8 protein-coding genes are annotated in these 5,879 nt (G+C 40.6%); 1 reads left to right on the top strand and 7 read right to left on the bottom strand.

The window, feature by feature from the left end; all coding sequences use genetic code 11:
- The coding region (locus tag WBM98_RS04425; protein WP_424364819.1) for a DUF1684 domain-containing protein at positions 1-128 on the top strand (128 nt) is incomplete at its 5' end.
- A 284-nt stretch (positions 129-412) separates the two neighbouring features.
- On the opposite strand, the gene WBM98_RS04420 is transcribed toward WBM98_RS04425, so the two are convergent.
- From WBM98_RS04420 to WBM98_RS04390, 7 genes are all read right to left on the bottom strand, one after another.
- The gene (locus WBM98_RS04420) at positions 413-1,657 is read right to left on the bottom strand and encodes an ammonium transporter (RefSeq protein ID WP_424364818.1); all 1,245 of its coding nucleotides are present in this window, start codon (positions 1,655-1,657) and stop codon (positions 413-415) included.
- A gap of 47 nt (positions 1,658-1,704) precedes the next feature.
- Entirely contained in the window at positions 1,705-2,043 is a 339-nt protein-coding gene (locus WBM98_RS04415; protein WP_424364817.1) for a P-II family nitrogen regulator, read from the bottom strand.
- 130 nt (positions 2,044-2,173) lie between these two features.
- A complete protein-coding gene (locus tag WBM98_RS04410; protein ID WP_424364816.1) occupies positions 2,174-3,187 on the bottom strand; it encodes an outer membrane beta-barrel protein in 1,014 nt (337 codons plus the stop codon).
- Between the two features lie 122 nt (positions 3,188-3,309).
- Positions 3,310-4,590 (bottom strand): ammonium transporter, encoded by a 1,281-nt coding sequence (locus WBM98_RS04405; protein ID WP_424364815.1) that lies wholly within the window; start codon positions 4,588-4,590, stop codon positions 3,310-3,312.
- Positions 4,591-4,619: 29 nt separating this feature from the next.
- Positions 4,620-4,958: a P-II family nitrogen regulator gene (locus tag WBM98_RS04400; RefSeq protein ID WP_424364814.1), complete on the bottom strand. Its 339-nt coding sequence runs from the start codon at positions 4,956-4,958 to the stop codon at positions 4,620-4,622.
- 244 nt (positions 4,959-5,202) lie between these two features.
- Entirely contained in the window at positions 5,203-5,577 is a 375-nt protein-coding gene (crcB, locus tag WBM98_RS04395) for a fluoride efflux transporter CrcB (protein WP_424364813.1), read from the bottom strand.
- A gap of 95 nt (positions 5,578-5,672) precedes the next feature.
- Positions 5,673-5,852, bottom strand: a complete 180-nt coding sequence (locus WBM98_RS04390) for a hypothetical protein (RefSeq protein WP_424364812.1) — start codon at positions 5,850-5,852, stop codon at positions 5,673-5,675.
- Positions 5,853-5,879 lie beyond the last annotated feature (27 nt).

Genomic DNA, 5,879 nt, shown 5'->3' with positions numbered 1-5,879 from the left:
TCAACAAAGCCTATAATCCCTATTGCGCTTATAATAAAAAATATTCCTGTCCTATCGTACCCAATGTAAATGCACTAAACATTAAGGTGTTGGCCGGCGTCAAGGATTTTAAGAAACACAAGGAATAGAATCCGTAAGATTTAGCCCGACGAATGGTCTATTCAAAATAGGGCATCTATATTTTGTCTTAACGAAGCACAAGCTGGAAGAACTTTAGAAAATAATAATGGTAATGCCAGAATATGTAATTCTGCTTCAAAAATCTTTTAAATAAGTTACAATTTACCTTTTGAAATTCTCGGCTATAATGCGATTCGTCTTCATGCCATAAAGTGCAGTTTGCTTACCCCCATAAATAAAACGGAGCGATCTAGTGAACGCTCCGTTTTTTATAACCTAATGTTGGTCTATTCTAATGTTGGTCCATCCTAAAATCAGGATAAGCATCCATACCGTGTTCGTGAAGATCAAGTCCTTCTATTTCCTCATCCTTGGATACTCGAATACCCATGGTTTTCTTTAAGGTAAAGATAATAATGAATGCGGTTAAGCAGCAGAATACCCCGGCTGCTCCGATACCTGTTAATTGGTATAGCAATTGGTCTACACCTGCTTTATCACCAAATATACCTACGGCCAAAGTGCCCCAGATACCACAAATAAGGTGCACAGTTACGGCACCTACAGGGTCATCCAATTTTATTTTGTCTATTAAGGCAACGCCCAAAACTATGATTACGCCGGCAATAAGTCCGATAATAATGGCTTCAAAAGGCGACATTAGGTCGGCACCTGCAGTAATACCGACCAATCCTCCTAATATTCCATTGATAAACATGGTCAAATCAAAATTCTTATACAGCAGCGTGGAGGTGATAAAAGCGGAAACCCCTCCCGCGGCGGCGGCCAAACAGGTTGTCACCAAAACTAAAGAGGTTAATCCTGGATCTGCCGACAGTACCGAGCCTCCATTAAACCCGAACCAACCTAACCAAAGTATAAGTACCCCAGCTACGGCCATAGGTATGCTATGTCCTGGAATAGCTTGTGCTTTACCGTTTTCGTCAAATTTTCCGATTCTGGGGCCTAGGAGTGCTATGGCTATCAGTGCAGCCCATCCACCCACGGAATGAACCAAGGTAGAACCGGCAAAATCATAGAATCCGCCTTCGTCCCCACCTAAAGTAGAAAGGAATCCACCTCCCCATTGCCATGACCCCACGATAGGGTATACCAAGCCTACATAGATAATGTCAAAAATCATAAAAGCCCCTAATTTTATACGTTCGGCAACTGCACCCGATACGATGGTCGCTGCTGTGGCGGCAAACATGCCTTGAAACAGGAAGTCCGTCCAGTAGGTGTAGCCCCCATCCGCATATGCAGGTGTTAGACCATCGGGCCCTATAGGAAGGCCAAAACCGCCAAAGCCTAGGAATCCATTAAATTCACCGGGGTACATTAAATTAAAACCTCCAATATAATACATTAAAAGACCTACACATATGATAAAGACATTCTTAAAAAGTATGTTTATGGTATTTTTCTCCCTGGTAAGTCCGATCTCCAAAAATGCAAATCCCGTGTGCATAAAGAAAACGAGGGCCGTACATACCATCATCCATACATTGTTCGCCGTAAATAATCCTGCATCCATTTTATTAAAGTTTATTGGTAATTTATTAAAGTTTAGTTGTTAAGGTTTTAGTTGATTCCGGCATGGCCGTTTTCCTTGGTTCGAATTCTATAGGCCTCTGTGATTTCAGAAACGAATATTTTGCCATCGCCCACATGGCCCGTATAGGCAGATTCTAGGATAGCCTTAACCGTTCTTTCCAGAAACTCATCGGAAACTACTATCGATAGATACCTTCGCTGGATATCACTGGTGCTATAGGTAATACCCCTATAGACATGACCTTGTTTTTCGTTGCCAACTCCCGTTACATCCCAGTAACTGAAAAAGTTGACCTCAACCTGATGTAAGGCCTTCTTAACATCAGAAAATCTTGATTTTCGGATAATCGCTTCGATTTTTTTCATAATTGAATCATTTTATTTTAGGTGATAAATATATAAGAAAAGTATGTATTGTTACTTATTATCAAACCCTGACATGAAAATATCAGGGTTTGACCCAACTTAAACTCTAATAAAAATCAACTAATTTTTTTTAGAAAGAATATATCGCTGCTATCAAGAATGATGATAAACTTTTGGAAGCTGCTCCATCAGCATCAAAATATGGTTCCACATCACTGCCCCAGGAATCCAATCTGATTTCTGGTTTGATCATTAGATTTTCTATAGTATAACTACCGGTTAAAGTGGCGGCAAAAACACTGGGATCATCATCGATAAAATCGGAACGGGTTGCAAAATACTCGCCTCTTAGGCCAATAGAGAACTCATCGGAAGTTGCCAATTGCGGATACAAGGCCACTCCGGAAAAACCTTCTCCTTCATTATCCGCGTATGCTGCATTAATTCCTAAAAAGAAATCATCCGATAAATCGAAACCTCCGGTATAATCCACTTCAAATCCCAATACTTCTCCACCATCATAATAGAAATTCAAATATTGCCCTGAATATCCAAGCTGAGCTCCCGCAGAATAAACACCAGTAAGGTTATTATTTGTGTCGGTAACATTCATAATGGCCAACATTAAACTGAAATCATCAGAAAGTGAGAAATCTGCCTTTAAGCCTACATGGGAAAAAGGACCGCTTGAAAATAGATAGGAGGTACTATAGTTGAAATTACCAACAGGGGAAATGACTTCATATCCCAAGAATGTATTGAACCTACCCATAGTCAAGGTGGTGGCATCCGATACGTTCCAGTAGGCATATAATTGGTTAAGATTATAACCCCCAGTGGCGCCATCTCCTCTTGGGCCAAATGTTACATCGGCAACTGCGCCCGTTTTCTCGCCTTCATAAGTAGCGATAATGTTGGCCATACCCAAGGCAAAACCCAGTTCATTGGCAAATGAAGTGCCAAAAGATTGGGGTGTGGTATCAGAGGCGCTTAAGTTTGTTTGATAATATGCATCAACAGAACCGCTTATGGATACCGGCTTTTTTGCTTCTTCCTCTTCCTGAGCAAAGGTTGCCGATGCTATTGAAAGTAGGGCGAAAAGAAATAAATATTTTACTTTAAAAGTTTTTAAAATCGTTTTCATAATTCAATGTTTTAGAACTCCTTTGTAAAGGAAATTGTTTTTGATTATTTATAATTATCGTTTGTTGAAAGCGTAACAATCGGAGCGTTTGTTAGAACGCCCCGTTATTTTTGTTTATATAGTTAGTGTGAATCTAGTCTAAAATCAGGATAAGCATCGGAACCATGTTCATGAATATCCAATCCGTCCATTTCCATTTCTTTGGATACCCTAAGACCGATGGTTTTCTTTAGGATAATCATTACAACGAAGGTGCCTAAGGCCGCCCAAGCGATATAGGCAAGGGAACCATATGTCTGTACCCAAAGTAGATGAGCACCACCGCCGTAAAGCAATCCGCCATCCATAGCAAAAAGACCTACTAAAACCGTGCCTACGAAACCACATACCCCGTGTACCGAAATTGCACCGACGGGATCGTCTACGTGAAGCTTTTTGTCAATAAATTCAATGGATAATACGACGAGCAATCCACAAATCAGGCCTATGGCCAACGCTCCCCAGGCACTTACGGCGCCACAACCCGCGGTAATACCGACCAAACCGGCCAAAGCCCCGTTCAAGGTCATCGAAATATCGGGCTTGCCATATTTAAACCAAGTAAGGAACAAAGCGGCGGTGGCCCCAATGGCTGCTGCTAAGTTGGTATTGATTATAACGCTTCCTGCTGCGATGGTATCATCACCGCCCCAGGCCAATTGTGATCCCCCGTTAAAGCCGAACCAACCCAACCATAGAATCAATACACCTAAGGCGCCAAACGGAATGTTGTGACCGGGTATCGCAATCGCCTTACCATCAACATATTTGCCTATTCTGGGCCCTACCATGATAGCGGCAACCAAAGCTGCACTACCACCGACGGCATGTACTACCGAGGAACCGGCAAAATCAATAAAACCAGCGGTGTTTAGCCAAGCGTCATCATCGAAAGGCCAATACCAACTACCGGATATAGGATAGATCAATGTTGTCATCATCGCAGAAAGAATCAAGTACGTTGAGAATTTCGTCCTACCAGCTACAGCTCCCGATACAATGGTGGCTGCCGTGGCACAGAATACCGTTTGAAAGAATAGATTGTACCAGTCTGTAGCACTAAAAAAGAAATAGGCCTGATCACTTGGACTGGATCTGAAAAGCCCACCCAAAACCAGGTCGCTTCCGTACATAATGCCGTACCCTACGGCCCAGAACATGATCGATCCTATACATAGGTCCATAATATTCTTCATAACAATATTACCTGCATTCTTGCTACGGGTAAAACCTATTTCCACTAAAGTAAATCCAGCTTGCATAAAGAAAACCAGAACAGCGGCGATGGTTATCCATAATGCAGCCATGTCCCCGTTGATCGTTTCAACAGCCTTATCCAATGCTTCTTGTTGTATTTCAGTCATAATATTTTGATTTAGATGTCTTATTTAGGTTAATTGATCCCGGCGTGTCCGTTTTCCTTGGTTCGTATTCTGTAAGCTTCCAAAATCTCAGAAACGAAAATTTTGCCATCACCCACATTGCCGGAATAGGCGGTGTCCAGAATCGTGGCTACGGTTTTTTCTAAAAACTCATCTGAAACCACAATTGATAAATAGCGACGCTGAATGTCGCTTGTACTATAGGATATGCCTCTATAGACATGCCCCTGTTTTTCATTGCCGACTCCCGTTACATCCCAGTAACTAAAAAAATTGACCTCAATTTGATGCAAAGCATTCTTGACTTCATCAAATTTCGATTTTCTAATAATTGCTTCGATTTGCTTCATAATTTGTTGTTTATGGCGTCAAATGTATATTATTTCATTTTATACCCACAAAAAAATAGGGTAATAGTTAGAAAAATTATGAAAATATAAATTTATACCCCAAAAAAATAGGGGTATGATTTCAAAAGAATACTATTATTTGCGATTTGACCATTAAAAAAATGAGGGTAGGGCAAAAAAGGGCGTATCCAGAAAAAAGCATGTTCTTTCTTGATGGATGGTAAAAAATAGAAGGGATGGGAATCTAATGGATAAGCTTGGATAGCCAAAATCCCAACAATACCGCTAATATACCGACGGTTATACTTGAAATCGTATAAAGGGAAAAATGAAGGATTTCGTGGGCTTTGATCAAAGCGTGGTTTTCAAGGGCAAAGGAGGAGAATGTTGTAAAGCCACCGCAAAACCCGGTAGTCAATAATAGGGTTTGATTTTGAGTGAGATAATTATTCCTTAGGGAGAGTCCTAATATCAGGCCTATAATAAGGCATCCTATAACATTTACAATGAAGGTTCCCAGGTAGAAGTGTTGAAAATAATTGTTGAACGTTCTAGAGATAATATGTCGCAATATACTACCGACACCACCCCCTAAAAAGACAAGCAACAATTGTTTCATTTTATTTTTACAATCACCTAAAGACCGCTGACTAGGGAGTGCCTAGCAAGGATACTCTTAAAAACAGGGTTTGATTTATTGGTAAAGGTAAAAAACTATACGGCTTTTTTGTAGTCTGTGGTAAATAAATCGAGCGGGTAGATTTTTGATATGGAAGAATCTGAAATTCCTTTGTTTGATGTGCTTCTAGTTTTGTTGGCACCATAAAGGCTTGCAAGTATCATGGCGGCATTGATACAGACCAATATTAAAACCAAGGTAATAAATGTTGTCATTTGTCGGATTCTTTAGAAGAACAACGC

The organism is Maribacter sp. (genome assembly GCF_049667165.1).
Lineage (GTDB): Bacteria > Bacteroidota > Bacteroidia > Flavobacteriales > Flavobacteriaceae > Maribacter_A.
Note: the sequence above shows the minus strand (reverse complement) of the source record. Positions and strands in the feature narration are given on the sequence as shown.